General features: G+C 46.3%; 14 protein-coding genes. 5 read left to right on the forward strand and 9 right to left on the reverse strand.

Going from position 1 to position 15,119, the window contains the following annotated elements:
- Positions 1–42 precede the first annotated feature (42 nt).
- The 3 genes from ORJ00_RS17820 to ORJ00_RS17830 form a co-directional block, all read right to left on the reverse strand.
- Complete coding sequence (locus ORJ00_RS17820) at positions 43–585, reverse strand: DUF3016 domain-containing protein (protein ID WP_305976377.1); 543 nt, start codon at positions 583–585, stop codon at positions 43–45.
- 220 nt (positions 586–805) lie between these two features.
- Complete coding sequence (gene groL / locus ORJ00_RS17825) at positions 806–2,443, reverse strand: chaperonin GroEL (RefSeq protein WP_027672495.1); 1,638 nt, start codon at positions 2,441–2,443, stop codon at positions 806–808.
- Between the two features lie 49 nt (positions 2,444–2,492).
- The gene (locus tag ORJ00_RS17830) at positions 2,493–2,783 is read right to left on the reverse strand and encodes a co-chaperone GroES (protein ID WP_027672496.1); all 291 of its coding nucleotides are present in this window, start codon (positions 2,781–2,783) and stop codon (positions 2,493–2,495) included.
- Between the two features lie 291 nt (positions 2,784–3,074).
- On the opposite strand from ORJ00_RS17830, the gene ORJ00_RS17835 reads away from it, so the two are divergent.
- The 5 genes from ORJ00_RS17835 (at position 3,075) to prmA (ending at position 8,367) form a co-directional block, all read left to right on the forward strand.
- Positions 3,075–4,880, forward strand: a complete 1,806-nt coding sequence (locus ORJ00_RS17835) for a protein-disulfide reductase DsbD (protein ID WP_306125653.1) — start codon at positions 3,075–3,077, stop codon at positions 4,878–4,880.
- Positions 4,881–5,101: 221 nt separating this feature from the next.
- Positions 5,102–5,554 carry a type II 3-dehydroquinate dehydratase gene (gene aroQ, locus ORJ00_RS17840; protein ID WP_027672498.1) on the forward strand — a complete coding sequence of 151 codons (453 nt, stop codon included), beginning with the start codon at positions 5,102–5,104 and terminating at the stop codon, positions 5,552–5,554.
- 26 nt (positions 5,555–5,580) lie between these two features.
- Complete coding sequence (accB, locus tag ORJ00_RS17845) at positions 5,581–6,045, forward strand: acetyl-CoA carboxylase biotin carboxyl carrier protein (protein WP_027672499.1); 465 nt, start codon at positions 5,581–5,583, stop codon at positions 6,043–6,045.
- Between the two features lie 16 nt (positions 6,046–6,061).
- Positions 6,062–7,405, forward strand: coding sequence for an acetyl-CoA carboxylase biotin carboxylase subunit (accC, locus tag ORJ00_RS17850; RefSeq protein WP_027672500.1), 1,344 nt, complete (start codon positions 6,062–6,064; stop codon positions 7,403–7,405).
- 77 nt (positions 7,406–7,482) lie between these two features.
- Entirely contained in the window at positions 7,483–8,367 is an 885-nt protein-coding gene (prmA, locus tag ORJ00_RS17855; protein ID WP_306125654.1) for a 50S ribosomal protein L11 methyltransferase, read from the forward strand.
- Positions 8,368–8,373: 6 nt separating this feature from the next.
- Here prmA and ORJ00_RS17860 read toward each other — a convergent pair whose 3' ends face one another.
- The 6 genes from ORJ00_RS17860 to ORJ00_RS17885 form a co-directional block, all read right to left on the reverse strand.
- Complete coding sequence (locus tag ORJ00_RS17860; protein WP_305976369.1) at positions 8,374–9,378, reverse strand: sensor domain-containing diguanylate cyclase; 1,005 nt, start codon at positions 9,376–9,378, stop codon at positions 8,374–8,376.
- A 165-nt stretch (positions 9,379–9,543) separates the two neighbouring features.
- On the reverse strand, positions 9,544–10,194 hold the full coding sequence (lepB, locus tag ORJ00_RS17865; RefSeq protein ID WP_306125655.1) for a signal peptidase I: 651 nt from the start codon (positions 10,192–10,194) through the stop codon (positions 9,544–9,546).
- Positions 10,195–10,356: 162 nt separating this feature from the next.
- Positions 10,357–10,935, reverse strand: coding sequence for an outer membrane beta-barrel protein (locus ORJ00_RS17870; RefSeq protein ID WP_305977331.1), 579 nt, complete (start codon positions 10,933–10,935; stop codon positions 10,357–10,359).
- Positions 10,936–11,186: 251 nt separating this feature from the next.
- The gene (locus ORJ00_RS17875; RefSeq protein ID WP_306140479.1) at positions 11,187–13,163 is read right to left on the reverse strand and encodes a response regulator; all 1,977 of its coding nucleotides are present in this window, start codon (positions 13,161–13,163) and stop codon (positions 11,187–11,189) included.
- Positions 13,156–13,620: a response regulator gene (locus tag ORJ00_RS17880; RefSeq protein ID WP_305977333.1), complete on the reverse strand. Its 465-nt coding sequence runs from the start codon at positions 13,618–13,620 to the stop codon at positions 13,156–13,158. Before ORJ00_RS17880 ends, ORJ00_RS17875 begins: the two co-directional genes overlap by 8 nt.
- A gap of 3 nt (positions 13,621–13,623) precedes the next feature.
- Positions 13,624–15,102 (reverse strand): sensor histidine kinase, encoded by a 1,479-nt coding sequence (locus ORJ00_RS17885; protein ID WP_306140480.1) that lies wholly within the window; start codon positions 15,100–15,102, stop codon positions 13,624–13,626.
- Positions 15,103–15,119 lie beyond the last annotated feature (17 nt).

A 15,119-nucleotide genomic window follows, 5' to 3' on the forward strand; every position in this document is an offset into this window, starting at 1 on the left:
ACATTAAAAGTGACAGACATAGTGATAGCAAATTAATGAGATCTACACTGCAGGTTTAACACTCACTTTAGGTAGCATATGTTGATGCTGCTCGACTCCGGGCTTTAATTCACGCTCAAACCAATCTTCCAGCATTCGTTTTTCATAACGAAACTCATCTGAATTATGCGCCGAACGTATCGATTGCATAAACCCCATATCACGCAGTTTTTCATCAGCCTGCATGACTTGTTCACCATGGTTATCCCGCAACACGTAACTAAACTTCATTGCAGGCGAGTAAATGTCTTTAACAACGCGAAGCGCATTACCTGCGCCACTGATAAAGTAATCGACATCGCCAGCCAAATCGATGTCCGTTACCGTAACATCCCAGCTGTAGCCCTCAGGCAATTTAGTGGCCATCTGCTGAAAGAATTCATCAAACTTACGAATAACGCGCTCGCGATAGCTTTTGCGGCTATCGTTTGCCGGACGAATATCGGTAAACTTTTCCGGGTCTTGCCATTGCACTTTCACCTCGGCAGCGTGTACTGAGCTGAATGCCAGTGCGGCCAACCCACAAAGCACTATAATGTTACGCATAACCTGTCTCCTGCTTCTACTCACGCAATAGCGTGCAATACCTTGTTAGGGTGTATATTTTGCACAAAGTTTAGTTAACTTGGCTAACTATAGCCCGATTTATCGACCAAGGACTGTAGTGTTTTGTATAAAATTGTAGCGCCCGCCGTTAACATACGATATTGCTGGCATAAAAAAACCCCGCAAATAGCGGGGCTTTACGTTAGTGAGCGCTAACGAGTTACATCATGCCGCCCATGCCACCCATGCCGCCCATATCTGGCATTGCTGGGGCATCACCTTTAGGCAACTCAGTAACCATGGCTTCAGTGGTAATCATTAATGAACCTACTGATGCAGCAAATTGCAATGCTGAACGGGTTACTTTAGTTGGGTCAAGAATACCCATCTCCAGCATGTCGCCGTATTCACTGGTCGCTGCATTGTAACCGTAGTTACCTGAACCGTTTTTCACGTTGTTTACTACAACAGACGCTTCTTCACCGGCATTATCAACGATTTGACGTAACGGTGATTCCATTGCACGCAGTGCAATCTTAATACCGTGGTTTTGATCTTCGTTAATGCCACGCAGGTCGCCTAACTTAGCCGCTACGCGAACTAACGCTACACCACCGCCAGGCACTACGCCTTCTTCTACCGCAGCACGGGTTGCATGCAGAGCATCTTCAACGCGGGCTTTTTTCTCTTTCATTTCGATTTCAGTAGAAGCGCCAACTTTGATAACCGCAACACCACCAGCTAATTTAGCCAGACGCTCTTGCAGTTTTTCTTTGTCGTAATCTGATGTTGCTTCTTCAATTTGTTGGCGAATTTGTTTAACACGGCCATCAATTGCAGCCTGATCGCCAGCACCATCAATAATGGTGGTGTTATCTTTTGTAATAACAACGCGCTTAGCAGTACCTAATTCTTCCAGACCTGCTTTTTCCAGTTCCATACCAATTTCTTCAGAAATCACGGTACCACCGGTTAATGTCGCAATGTCTTGCAGCATGGCTTTACGACGGTCACCAAAACCTGGTGCTTTTACTGCAGAAATTTTAACGATGCCACGCATGTTGTTTACTACTAACGTTGCTAAGGCTTCGCCTTCAACATCTTCAGCAATTAACAACAACGGCTTACCTGACTTAGCCACAGCTTCTAATACTGGCAATAACTCACGGATATTAGATACTTTCTTATCAATAGTAAGAATATACGGGTTATCCAGTTCTACCTGGCCTGCTTCCTGGTTGTTGATGAAGTACGGAGACAAGTAACCACGGTCAAACTGCATACCTTCAACCACGTCAAGCTCGTTGTCTAAACCCTGACCTTCTTCAACAGTGATTACGCCTTCTTTACCTACTTTATCCATTGCGTTTGCAATAATCTGGCCGATTTCATCGTCAGAGTTGGCAGAGATAGTACCTACTTGCGCAATAGCTTTGCTGTCTGCACACGGCTGAGATAACAGCTTAAGTTCAGCTACAGCGGCTATTACAGCTTTGTCGATACCGCGCTTTAAATCCATTGGGTTCATACCCGCTGCAACCGCTTTAACACCTTCATTAATGATGTTTTGCGCTAATACCGTTGCAGTAGTGGTGCCGTCACCAGCTTCATCATTGGCTTTAGAGGCAACCTCTTTCACCATCTGTGCGCCCATGTTTTCGAACTTATCTTCCAGCTCAATTTCTTTCGCAACAGATACACCGTCTTTAGTGATCATTGGTGCGCCGAAAGATTTATCCAGAATAACATTGCGGCCTTTCGGACCTAAGGTAACGCGTACTGCGTTAGCCAGAATATTTACACCTTTAAGCATTTTGTTGCGGGCTTCATCGCCAAAACGTACGTCTTTTGCTGCCATTTCTCTTAATCCTTACATTCAGTTAATGCGTAATACGGTTCGAATAGAATTAATCCAGGATCACACCTAAGATATTGTCTTCTTTGGTGATCACATACTCCTGGCCTTCAATTTTCTCAGTACGCTCTACATAAGCGCCGAACAATACTTTGTCGCCAACTTTCACATCTAACGGTTTTACGTCACCGTTATCTAAAACACGGCCCAAGCCAACGGCTACCACTTCACCCCGAGTAGATTTCTCGGCAGAAGCACCCGTTAAGACTATGCCACCCGCTGATTTACTTTCAGCTTCTAAACGTTTGATAATGACACGGTCGTGTAATGGACGAATATTCATGCTCTATCTCCTAAAGCTATTTTGTGTTTTAACATGGGTGTTAAATTGTGTGCAGGATATATGGGGCGAACAGGAAAAAAATCCAAGGGCAAAAGCAAAAATTTCTTAATGTTGTCTTAAGGCGGGTAGATTATCGTCAGCCCAAATGAAATATTCTGCCACAGTTACAGGTCTGAGCTGGAGTGGCATTTATCGCATAGACAGCAACCTTTTGTCGCTATCACCGTATATGTTCACATGTTAATGTTAGGCTGTTGCAACGCAATTGCGTAAATAAGGAAGTAGAAGCTGATGTTTAAAGTGTTTTTTCTGCCATTGATACTCTGGTTAAGTTTGCTGGTGCCGGTTCAGGCCCAACAAAGTTCCGTCTTAGACAGCTTGCTTAAAGCTGATGATAGCTTCCTGCCGGTAGAACAGGCGTTCGTTTTTGACTACGTACAAAAACAAGATGAGTTAGTGATTAGCTGGACTATCGCTGACGGCTACTATTTATACAAAGACAAAATAAAACTGGGTGGCATCGCCGTAAGTTTTTCGCACCCGTCTTATCCAGCCAGCATGCAAATTGAAGATGAATACTTCGGCGTTACTAACGTGTATTTTCATCAGCTAACATTACGCATCCCGCTAACCGATGTCAGCGAAGATGGCGTGTTTAAAATTCAATATATGGGGTGTGCAGAAGCCGGCTTGTGTTATCCACCGGTAACTAAAGAACTGCCCTTGTTACCCTTATCAGCAACTGCATCAGACACTTCGTCCAGTGCCGCAGCCAATAATAGTTCAAACATCGCCGCCAGTGTTACATCAGGCGACAGTGCCAATAGCATTCCGGTGTCCAGCCAAAATACTCTGGCGGAGAAACTGACTGATGGCGCCAGTATCGCCACCTTAGCCGGGTTCTTTTTACTCGGCATTGGCCTGGCGTTTACCCCGTGCGTGTTCCCAATGTACCCCATTCTTACCAGCATTATTGTTGGCCAGGGTTCACAACTGTCTAACAAACGCGCCTTTAGCTTGTCGTTTTCATACGTTCAAGGTATGGCTATCACCTATTCGTTGCTTGGCTTAGTTATTGCCAGTTTGGGCGTAAAGTTTCAAGGTTACATGCAACACCCTGCGGTGCTTATTGTAGCCAGCGTGATTTTTGTGTTGTTAGCGCTATCGATGTTTGGTGTATTTAATTTAAGTTTACCGTCCAGCTGGCAGGAGAAAGTCAGCGGTATTAGCAATAAACAGCAAGGGGGCTCATTAAAGGGCGCGTTTGTTATGGGCGCGTTATCAGGCCTTATTGCTTCGCCTTGTACTACTGCACCGCTGTCAGCAGCCCTGTTGTATGTCGCACAAAGCGGGGATTTATTGCTAGGTGCCATAACGTTGTACATTTTAAGTTTAGGGATGGGCTTACCACTACTGTTATTGGGTAGCTCTGGTGGCAAACTACTACCCAAAGCAGGCAACTGGATGAATGCGGTAAAAACAACCTTTGGTTTTTTATTGCTGGCAGTACCGCTAATTTTACTCGACCGCTTCCTGTCGTTTGACTACGTTATCGCTGCAGGCTCATTGTTGACATTAGCCTTTGTTATCTATTTGTACCGGGTACTGTTTAGTTTGCAAAATGCGACCGCGAAAGCCGTGTTATTGATCGTCGGGCAGTTGCTGTTAGTCACAGCCTTATACCTAAATGTATCTCACTGGTGGCCAGCGCCTGCAGCCAGCCAGGCCACAGAGCAAAACGCCAGTTTCGAGCTTGTCGATGGTTTAGATGAACTACAGCAAAAACTGGCTAATACCGACGGGCGCTACACGATAGTCGATTTTTATGCCGACTGGTGCATTGCCTGTAAAGAGTTCGAGCATTTAACGTTCCCTAAGCCTGAGGTACAGGCGCAAATGAAAAAAATGCAATTGCTGAAAGTGGATGTGACAAAAAACAGCCTGAAAGACCAAAAGCTACTGAGTAACTATCAAGTGCTAGGCCTGCCAGCATTATTGATATTTGATCCCCAAGGTAAAGAGTTAACGCAAGCCCGTGTTATCGGTTTTAAGAACGCCAGTGACTTTGCTGCCCACCTGAAACAAATCCAACAGTAAGTTTTATTGCGGCGCTTTTACCCAGCGCCGCTTACTCCTGCCTGCCTTCTGGCTGATAAGACCAGTATTTTGCTGCCATTTGTCACGATTTCACTATAATAAGGCGCTATTGTTAAGCCAATTGCTCAGCTTTTGACAGAAAGTTGTCAAACAGATGCAATTATCACTTAGCTTTGGCAAGATAGTGCCGGATTAAAACAATTAGCGGGAATTACGCACAAATGGCGGCAACTTATCGAATTTTAGTCTTAAACGGCCCTAACCTGAATATGTTGGGTGTGCGTGAGCCTGCGGTATATGGTTCAGCAACCTTAGCTGACATTATTTCAGATTTGACGGAACAGGCTGTCGTAAAACGTGTCGAACTGACACATTTACAATCTAATGCCGAGCATGAGCTGGTGACTGCGATTCAACAAAGTCTGGGGCAACAAGATTTTATTTTGATTAACCCGGGTGCTTTTACCCATACCAGTGTGGCTATTCGAGATGCCCTGCTGGCAGTAGCCATTCCCTTTATTGAGGTGCATTTATCAAATGTACATGCGCGCGAAGAGTTTCGCCGCCATTCGTATTTATCTGATATCGCCAAAGGGGTGATCTGTGGTCTGGGGGCCAGAGGTTATCACTATGCTTTAGACGCGGCGATAACAGCATTACAAACAACCAAATAGTAATAACTAAATCAGGCTAAATAGACATGGATATTAGAAAGATTAAAAAATTGATCGAGCTGCTGGAAGAGTCAGGTATCTCTGAGCTTGAGATCACCGAAGGTGAAGAATCTGTGCGTATTAGCCGTAATGGCCCGACACCACAGTACGCGCCAATGCAGCATTATGCTCCGGCACCACAGCAATATGCACAAGCACCGGCGCCTGCCGCCGCGCCAGCTGCAGCACCTGCGGCCGCAGCTCCGGCAGCCGTTAGTGGCCATGTAGTTAAATCGCCTATGGTGGGTTCTTTCTACCGTGCCGCCTCTCCTACCGCGAAGAATTTCGTTGAAGTGGGCCAAACAATTAAAGTGGGCGATACATTGTGCATTGTCGAAGCGATGAAAATGATGAACCAAATCCAGTCTGATAAGGCCGGTGTGGTAAAAGACATTTTGCTTGAAAACGGCGAGCCGGTTGAATTTGACCAGCCACTCTTTGTGATCGAATAACGCAAAAGGCAGACTGATGCTAGAAAAAGTACTGATTGCCAACCGTGGCGAAATTGCATTGCGTATTTTACGCGCTTGCAAAGAGCTGGGCATTAAAACGGTGGCGGTGCACTCCACCGTCGATCGTAATTTAAAACATGTGTTGCTAGCTGATGAAACCATTTGTATTGGCCCGGCACCTTCACCACAAAGCTATCTGAATATCCCGGCATTAATTGCCGCGGCTGAAGTGACCAATGCGCAGGCTATTCACCCTGGCTACGGTTTTTTAGCCGAGCGCGCAGATTTCGCGCAACAGGTAGAAGAAAGCGGCTTAGTATTTATCGGCCCACACCCGGATTCTATCCGTTTAATGGGTGATAAAGTCTCTGCCATTGAAGCGATGAAAAAAGCGGGCGTTCCCTGCGTACCTGGCTCAGATGGTGCAGTAGGTGACGATGCGGCCACTAACATGGTCATTGCCAAGCGCATTGGTTATCCCATCATTGTTAAAGCTGCAGGCGGCGGCGGTGGCCGTGGTATGCGCGTGGTTCGCAGCGAAGAAGAATTGGTAAGCTCTATCGAGATGACCAAAGCTGAAGCCAAAGCCGCTTTTGGTAATGACATGGTGTACATGGAAAAATTCCTTGAGAACCCACGTCATATCGAAATTCAGGTATTAGCAGATGGCCAGGGTAATGCCATTCACTTAGGTGAACGTGACTGTTCTATGCAACGTCGGCACCAAAAAGTCGTTGAAGAAGCGCCAGCGCCGGGTATAACACCAGAGCTACGTGCCTTTATCGGCGGTCGCTGTGTTGATGCCTGTAAAGTGATGAACTATCGTGGTGCCGGCACCTTTGAGTTCCTGTTTGAAAACGGCGAGTTTTTCTTTATCGAGATGAATACCCGTATCCAGGTAGAGCACCCTGTAACAGAAATGATAAGCGGCGTCGACCTGATTAAAGAACAACTGCGCGTTGCCTCTGGTATGCCACTGACCCTGAAGCAGGAAGATATTATCATCCGCGGCCATGCTGTGGAATGTCGTATTAATGCTGAAGATCCAAAAACCTTTATGCCTTCGCCAGGCAAGATTAGCCGTTTCCATCCACCCGGTGGTAACGGTATTCGCTGGGATTCGCATATTTATGCCGATTACACTGTGCCACCAAATTACGACTCTATGGTCGGTAAGTTAATTACTTACGGTGAAACCCGTGATATCGCCATTGCGCGTATGCGTAATGCACTGGATGAACTGCTGGTAGAAGGTATTAAAACCAACATCCCGCTGCACAAAGACATTATGCGTGATGAAGGTTTCTGCCAAGGTGGCACCAACATCCACTATCTGGAACATAAACTGGGTATCAAGTAGCACTCAGTTATAGATTAAAGGCCGCTTTTGCGGCCTTTTTGCTATAATGCGGCAAAATTTTATCTGCGAGACTATTTATGCCCTGGATCCAACTGCGAGTGACAACCACTGAAGAAAAAGCCGAGCAAGTTAGTGATATGCTTATGGGCTGGGGCGCGCAGGCGGTGAGTTTTCTTGATGCCCACGACACCCCCATTTATGAACCGATGCCCGGCGAGGTAATTTACTGGACTAACACCGTGGTAGTTGGCCTGTTTGATGCCGAGCATCCGATGGACAAGGTACTAAAGCTGCTAGAGCAAGTGTCGTTTTTTAAACAGGGTGTGGAGTACAAGCTAGAACAGCTGGAGGATAAAGACTGGGAACGCGAGTGGATGGATAACTTTCATCCTATAAAGTTCGGTAACCGGCTATGGGTTTGCCCCAGCTGGCGTGACATTCCAGATCCTACAGCAGTCAATGTGATGTTAGACCCGGGGTTAGCCTTTGGTACCGGCACCCACCCTACTACAGCGCTTTGCATGCAATGGCTGGATGCGACTATTCAACCAGAGCAAACTGTAGTCGACTTTGGCTGTGGTTCTGGCATCTTGGGTATCGCCGCATTAAAACTGGGCGCTAAGCGCGTCATTGGTGTTGATATTGACCCGCAAGCTATAGAAGCCAGTACCGCCAATGCCAAGCGCAACCATGTTGAAGGACAGATAGAGCTGTATTTACCGCAAAATCAGCCGCAAGACTTTCAGGCAGATGTCGTGGTGGCTAACATTCTGGCCGGCCCCTTGGCTGAGCTAAAAAACATTATTAGTGCTTATGTAAAACCCGGCGGCAAACTGGCGTTATCAGGCATATTGGAAAGTCAGGCGCAAAGCGTGATTGACGCTTATAGCGACGAGTTCAGCTTTGACCCTATCGCCGTACAGGATGAGTGGGTGCGACTAAGCGCAACTAAACACCCCTAAAACTATTTAATAACGGCGTGCTGTGGCGCGCCGTTTTTTATCACGGTACATCTCTTCATCTGCCCGCTTTAGTAAATGGCTTATTTTTTCACCGGGTTCAGCAATCACTAATCCGACACTGCCTCCTTTGTAATGCAAGAACGTATCTGCAATATCAAAACGGCCCTCAGTGCTGTTAAAAAGCTGCTCACGCAGTGCCTTGGCAGCATGCATAATATCGTTACCCGTTAACAAACCAAAAACGACAAATTCATCACCGCCTACACGGGCAATAAAGTCACCTTCCCGACGGCCTTTTTTTAAATTGGCAGCTATCGCTAATAACAATCGGTCACCTGCATCATGACCATATTGGTCGTTAATTGTTTTGAAGTTATCTAAATCAATATAGGCAACAAAGATTGCACTGCCACTGCGCTGGCTATTGGCTAACTCGCGCTGTAATTCCAACTCTAACTCGCGCCGGTTTCCAAGACCCGTTAACGGGTCGGTCAGCGCTACATTACGATAATGCCGATTCTCTAACGCCAGTTGCTGTAACAGTTTTTCGCGTTCAACCTGTACTGCAATAAGCCGACCAATAAGTAGCAGTAAACTGGCACTTTTATCTGAGACGGCGGTTTTTTCTGTGCTAGCAGCACATACGGTGCCATACAAATGGCCATCGGATAATTCAACTGGGGCACTTATATACGTATTGATACCTAATTCAGCAGCCGCCGCTGAGTCGCCCCAACAAGCAGACACATCAGTAGTCACAAATTGTTGCTGTTCTATTGCCCTTTTGCACAACGTATCATCCCAGTTAACTGACAAGCCTTCATTTAATTGCAACTGACCTGTATTTATTGAATAAACAATATGTTGCACACCTTTATCAACATCGATGCGGGTAAAATAAGCGGACTCCAGCCCAGTAGACTGCTGCAGTAACTGGATAAGTGCCCTAACTTGAAGCTCTAAATTATTGTTGTCGATTGATTGTGTTAGTTCTTTTAGAATGTCGTCCATTATATGTACACGTCTGTAAGCACTGCTACTAAAGCTAACACCACTTTTTAGCGCTGGCAAACCTAACTTTTTATAAGCAAGTGGCTGCTTATAAAGCCCAGGTAAGATCTGTTATTTACAGCAATACGCCAGACAACAAAAAGTAGTGCGACCCAATATTACCTACTATAACGCAGCGAAAAACCGCTCACTGCGAGGCAACAAGTAGTTATCGTAATCCAGTGAAAACAGCACCGTACTGGCTCGGCCAACAATCTCGTTACGCGGCACGAAACCAATTACCCTGGAATCTGCGCTATTGTCCCGATTATCACCCAATACCAAGTAACTGTTGTCGGGCACGGTTACCGGGTTAAAGCTGTCACGGCCGGTAGAAAATGGCGCTAATTTCACCTGATGCGTAATCGCGTCCAACTGTTCGGTTAACACCATCGCATTATCGGCAACGGCAGCTTGTGCAGCATAGTCTAAACGTTTGCCATTGATGCTAAGCACATTGTTATGCATTGCAACCACATCGCCGGGTACACCAATAACCCGCTTAACCAAGCGATCACCCGCCGCTTCAGACATAAAAATAACAATGTCACCACGCTCAGGATCGGCACGTTTAATTAACGATTTAGTAGTAAAGGGTACTCGCAGATCGTAGGCCATTTTATTCACTAAAAGACGATCGCCAATTTGAATAGTCGGCTGCATTGAGCCGGTGGGTACATCGTTCCAATCCGCCACAGCACTTCTAAACACAAACATCAGGCTTAAAAATACAATAACACCGCGGTTGTCCCGCCACAATTTCGCTAATTTATTCATTCCGTTTACTCCGATCCGCCCTGGGCTAACAGCCGTAAGACCCGGTTCAGCGGGCAAAGTTCGCCTTAGGGTTCAGAGAATATTCACGCTTTTTTTGATGTATAAAGAGTAGTAACTGCCGGCAACAGGAAGTGCCGGCGTTATCGGGAATGAGACAACAAATCAGAACGTATACTGGATACCTAAGCTGGCGTAGTCGACTTTAGTGTCAAAGTTATCAATTTCAGCCAGAATGCCTATTTCATCACGGTTAAACTCAACATCGAAACGGGTGTAATCCAGACGCAAGTCTAAATTCTCTGTCAGTGCAAACGAAACACCAACGCCGTAGAAAATATCCGAACCGTCAACATCATCATTATCATCGGTTGCATTAATATCAGCTTTCCACCAGATATTACCGCCCTGCGCATACACAGTGAAACGATCTGACACAGGTAAACCGGCTTTCAGCGCTAAGGTGTAGCCGTCTAAATCCGTGTTAAATACGCTGTTACCATAATTACCAAAATCGATATAGCCACCTTCTAACGAGATAGCCTGATTAAATTGGGCACCGGCAAAGATGCGGGTAGCATTGTCTTCGCGGTCAAAATCTTCATCGTCACCATCAACATTCAGTAAACCATAGCCAGCGCCGACATAAATGCCCATATGGTCAACTTCATCACCCGGAGCAGCATGAGCAGAGGAAAGGAAAAGCGCAGAAACCGTTAATGCAGCCAGATAAGATTTTTTCATTGTAGCCTCCATAAAATGCACAAAATAACTAACAGCCCGTTGGGCCAGAGTCAGTTACCTTATTACAAGCTTTATGCCAGCAAGGAGGATGAAATTAATTTCAATTTTTTCAATAATTTACAATAAAAACATGCAAGGTGCAGCTAATCTTAGGGCGTTAACAAAGTGTAATACCAACATAGCAGTAGGAATTATTTACACTGCCCAAACTGAATGAACAGCTCAGTTCACTTCATTTAACTCACTAAAAATCAACGGCATGTGCTCACAATCTGATTCAGGGTTTGTTTGCTCAACGGCTTAACAATGCTTTGCTGTACTATAGCGCTGGACGATACAGCCGGCTCATAATCATGGCCACTGACAATAATGACAACATTTTCCGGATAGCTATGCTCTATACGTTCAACCAGTTGCAAGCCGTTGCAATCGGGTAGCCCCATATCCAGCAGAATGCGGTCAAAGTGATGATGCAATGCTAACAGCTGCATACACTCTTCCGCACTTTGTGCCAACGTTGCTGTTACCCCCAGGCTTTCGAGCAAAATTTGCATCAGCTGCGCAGCTTCTGCGTCGTCTTCCACCACCAGAAAATGCAGCTTTTTCTCTGCGGGTTGCACGTCAGACTGTAACACTGTCGGCCCGGTTAAATAGGAGCGCAGTGTGCGATACAGATGATGTTTCGTTATCGGTTTAGACAGTACGTCGTTAAATCCTAATCCTGCTAACTGCTGCCTGATGTCTTTCGCCATGGCTGCAGTCAGAGCAACAATTGGATACTGATACCCCAGCGAGCGGATCATTGACGTGGCTTCACGACCATCAATATCCGGCATGTGCAAATCCATCAGTATCAGGCTGTAACTGCTGCCCGAATCAAGCTTGCGTTTCACCTTCTCAATGGCCTGTGAGCCGTTCTCAGCAAAATCTACACTGGCGCCAGCAGCTTTAACCCAATAACCCGCCAGTTTGCGTAAGTCTGCCAGGTCGTCAACAATCAGCACCTCGCCGCTTAGCGTTATTTTACCCTGTCTGTTGTGACCATCATTTAGTCGTTGCTCCGGATTAAAATAGCAGCGTTGGGTATCACTAATATCCCCCGGGTCAACACAAAAGGTAAAGACGCTGCCTTTTCGCTCTTCAGACACAACATCGATGCTACCGCCCATACGCTGGATCAGCTCTGCTGAAATAGCTAACCCCAGGCCAGCGCCACCTTTTTTCCTTGTCAGATAATCTTCAACTTGCATAAAGGGCGCAAAAATATCTTTCAGCTGCCCGGCAGGTATACCGACGCCGGTATCTGTGACGCGAAAATACAGCATTTCTTTACCGTCAGCTTTTTGCACCCACAAATCAACCGTAATACCGCCACTATCTGTAAACTTAATAGCGTTATAGATCAGATTTATCAGTACCTGACGTAAACGGGTGCTATCCACCGTAATGAGCACAGGCAAACTGGTCAACGAATTAACCGTTAACGTCAGACCATTATCAACTGCGGTTACTTTAAGCAGCGTATAGATATCGAGCAAAATATGGCGCAGGCTGGTTGGCTCAGGCCGCAATTCCAGCTTGTTGGCAGTAATTTTAGACAGGTCTAATATGTCGTTCAGCAAACTAAGCAGATGCTTGCCGTTATTCAGAATAATATTTAATTCGGGCCGCGCTTCTTCTGCGGTATCCGATTCGAGCAGTAACTCGGTATAGCCCAATATCGACGACAGCGGCGTTCTGAGCTCATGGCTTAAGTGAGCCAGGAAGCGGTCTTTTGACCTGTTATCAGCTTCAAGCTGCATCCGGTTCAGGCGTTCAAGCTCAAACTCGCGCCGGCTTAATGCATAGCGTATGGCTCTGGCAAAGCGGGCCTCGGTCAGCTCACTCTTCACCAGAAAATCAGCTGCGCCATATTCCAGTGCTTGTAAATCCAGCTGTTTATCCGGTTGCCCCGTTAGCATGATAATGGGTGTAGAAATACCAGCAGCAACGGCCTGCTGCAGTAAAGACAAGCCGGTCTCTGCACCGAGCTGATAATCCAGCAGGCACACATCAAAGTAACCTTCGGTCAATTTCTGCAAGCCATCCGTGGAATTGGTAACCCAGGTCAGCTGACTGTCGAGCGATGTTAACTCATCAAGATGACTGCGGGTAATAATGTAGTCATCTTCATCATCCTCAACCAACAGAATTTTGGCCCGAACGACCGGCTTTAATAACTCAGTCATCGTCTTGTTCTGGCAACTCGACAAATTCAACCCAGTATTTGCCCAAAGTACGCATCAGCTCAACCAGGCCATCAAAGTTAACCGGCTTGGTAATGTAAGACGCCGCGCCCAGATTATAACCCCTTACCATATCTTCTTCTTGCTTAGACGTAGTCAATATAACCACCGGAATACCACGCAAATTCTCGTCATCTTTAATCGCACGCAGCGCTTCTCTGCCGTCCATACGCGGCATATTTAAATCAAGCAGAATTAAACTTGGCCGGGGGCATGGTGCGCCGATAGCATATTTACCCTGCTTACGCAGATACTCCAGCAGTTCAACACCGTCTTCAACACAATACAGTGAGTTCAGCACCCGGCTTTCGCGCAGCGCATCCTGTGTTAATAACCGGTCGTCTTCATCGTCATCCGCCATCAAAATAGTGATAGGCCGGGTTTTAGTAATAAGTGGCATTATTTAGTCTCCTTTGCTGCCAAATGGTGTGGCATCGGCAGGCAAAACTAAAGTGAAGGTAGAGCCGGTACCCGGTTCACCTGATGCGTAAATCAACCCGCGATGGCGCTCAACAATGCGCCGGCACACTGCCAGGCCAATTCCGGTCCCCTTGTATTCTGAGCGTCCATGCAAACGCTGAAACGGCGTAAAAATCTTTTCAGCATATTCCTCAGCAAAGCCAATACCGTTATCTTTAAATTCTATATGATACCAGTTGTCGCAGATGGCTTGTTGCATAATGTTTGGCTCGTGAATGGCCACAGTAATGCTAATAACCGGCGCGGTGTCCGGCTTGCGAAACTTAATCGCATTTGACAGCAAATTAAGAAACAGCTGATGCAGTTGGCTGTTATCTGCCTGAATAACGGGCAAAGTGCTGGTATTTACCTGAGCGCCGCTTTCCTGCATAGCGATTTCAAGATCGTCCAGCGCATCATTAACGACCTCATTCAGGTCTGTGTCGGCGAAGTCTCTGCCGCGGGTATTGATGCGGGAGAAATCCAACAGATCACTGATAAGCAATGACATTCTGTTTGCTGCATTGCGCATCCGTTTCAGATAGTCCAGCCCCTTCTCGCCTAAGTCCTGGCTGAAAGACGACTCTAACCTGTCACCAAATGCCTGAATTTTGCGCAGTGGTTCCTGCAAATCATGCGATGCAACAAAGGCAAAATCTTCAAGCTCTCTGTTACTTCTACTCAACTCCTCGGAATACAAGCGCAGCTCCTGAGTACGTTCCTCAACCTTGATTGCTAAATTCTCATTCTGCATTTCGAGTACGTCCAGGTACTTGCGCTCTTTCCTGACGTTTATAAAAGACAGAAATAGCATTAGCACAACCAGCACGCTACTCATGACTCCTGACAATATAAAATTCAGTAATGCATCTTTACGGCCTTTTGACAGACGTAAAAATAAGTTTTCACGATTGGATTTTTCGGTTTGCCCCACTACATCAAACAAAGCACGCAGCTCCATATAGATATTTTGGCCGCGGTCTGTTCTTAACAATTTCAGCGCAAGCGCTTCTTTATTTTGCCGCGCTAACTCTACCGTTTCTGTAAGCTCGGCTATTTTAGCCTCACTGAGACGGACGATCTCGTTGATGCGCAGCTGCTGTTCAGGCATCTCAGACTGTATAGTCTTAACATCAGCAACCTGTGCTCTTACCTGCAGCAATGCCTCCTGATAAGGCTCAAGATATAATTCGTCGTCTGTTAATAAATACCCCCGCTGACCAGATTCGGCAGACAACAATGACAAATGCAAATTGTTTAGCTTGGTGATAATGTCACCCGTATTGGTCAGGCTGGTTTGAGTACTACTGAGTTCTTTAACCGAACTGACAGCAAGATAACCATTGAAAGCGATCAGACACATCATGACAGCCCCCAACAAAAACCAGCTGGCACGCGCGCTGTCAAATACACGTTTTGGCATCTATTAATTCCTTAGTT

Source organism: Rheinheimera baltica (genome assembly GCF_030731985.1).
GTDB lineage: Bacteria > Pseudomonadota > Gammaproteobacteria > Enterobacterales > Alteromonadaceae > Alishewanella > Alishewanella baltica.

What these genes read in the sequence shown, in the direction of transcription:
- ORJ00_RS17820 (WP_305976377.1), bottom strand. Translation starts at nt 585, where the DNA reads ATGCGTAACATTATAGTGCTTTGTGGGTTGGCCGCACTGGCATTCAGC.
- groL (WP_027672495.1), bottom strand. Translation starts at nt 2,443, where the DNA reads ATGGCAGCAAAAGACGTACGTTTTGGCGATGAAGCCCGCAACAAAATG.
- ORJ00_RS17860 (WP_305976369.1), bottom strand. Translation starts at nt 9,378, where the DNA reads ATGGACGACATTCTAAAAGAACTAACACAATCAATCGACAACAATAAT.
- ORJ00_RS17875 (WP_306140479.1), bottom strand. Translation starts at nt 13,163, where the DNA reads ATGACTGAGTTATTAAAGCCGGTCGTTCGGGCCAAAATTCTGTTGGTT.
- aroQ (WP_027672498.1), top strand. Translation starts at nt 5,102, where the DNA reads ATGGCGGCAACTTATCGAATTTTAGTCTTAAACGGCCCTAACCTGAAT.
- lepB (WP_306125655.1), bottom strand. Translation starts at nt 10,194, where the DNA reads ATGAATAAATTAGCGAAATTGTGGCGGGACAACCGCGGTGTTATTGTA.
- ORJ00_RS17835 (WP_306125653.1), top strand. Translation starts at nt 3,075, where the DNA reads ATGTTTAAAGTGTTTTTTCTGCCATTGATACTCTGGTTAAGTTTGCTG.
- ORJ00_RS17870 (WP_305977331.1), bottom strand. Translation starts at nt 10,935, where the DNA reads ATGAAAAAATCTTATCTGGCTGCATTAACGGTTTCTGCGCTTTTCCTT.
- ORJ00_RS17880 (WP_305977333.1), bottom strand. Translation starts at nt 13,620, where the DNA reads ATGCCACTTATTACTAAAACCCGGCCTATCACTATTTTGATGGCGGAT.
- ORJ00_RS17885 (WP_306140480.1), bottom strand. Translation starts at nt 15,102, where the DNA reads ATGCCAAAACGTGTATTTGACAGCGCGCGTGCCAGCTGGTTTTTGTTG.
- accB (WP_027672499.1), top strand. Translation starts at nt 5,581, where the DNA reads ATGGATATTAGAAAGATTAAAAAATTGATCGAGCTGCTGGAAGAGTCA.
- prmA (WP_306125654.1), top strand. Translation starts at nt 7,483, where the DNA reads ATGCCCTGGATCCAACTGCGAGTGACAACCACTGAAGAAAAAGCCGAG.
- accC (WP_027672500.1), top strand. Translation starts at nt 6,062, where the DNA reads ATGCTAGAAAAAGTACTGATTGCCAACCGTGGCGAAATTGCATTGCGT.
- ORJ00_RS17830 (WP_027672496.1), bottom strand. Translation starts at nt 2,783, where the DNA reads ATGAATATTCGTCCATTACACGACCGTGTCATTATCAAACGTTTAGAA.